Origin of the sequence: Adlercreutzia sp. DFI.6.23 (genome assembly GCF_024462535.1) — a bacterium.
Classification (GTDB): domain Bacteria; phylum Actinomycetota; class Coriobacteriia; order Coriobacteriales; family Eggerthellaceae; genus Adlercreutzia; species Adlercreutzia rubneri.
The window spans coordinates 1-297 of record NZ_JANGBP010000584.1; the positions used below are offsets into that span (position 1 = coordinate 1).

The window sequence follows — 297 nt, forward strand, 5'->3', positions numbered from 1 at the left end:
TTCCAGTTCGTCAAAATATCCAGGCAAAAAGAGCACCGAGCGCGAGTGATAAAGCTCCCCCGCAAACAGCGGGCTTAATTCCTCGCCACAGCTATCTTGGATAAAGCTGCAAACGGCATTGTTTGGCCATGGTCCATGCAATGGTTTGAGGTTCGCGGGCGTTATGCCAGCCTCGGGCATGCATGTAAGTGTGGGCGCGCTGACTTCGCTCACGCAGGCGTATGGCTCGGGTGTGTATTCGGCCAGGTACATATCGTGCGTCGGGGTGATGAAATGCTCCATGACGATGCAGGTGGG

General features: G+C 55.2%; 1 protein-coding gene. It reads right to left on the reverse strand.

Annotation, left to right across the window (positions count from 1 at the left end; all coding sequences use genetic code 11):
* Positions 1-297: hypothetical protein (locus tag NE591_RS14680; RefSeq protein WP_256157037.1), on the reverse strand; the 297-nt coding region annotated here is incomplete at both ends.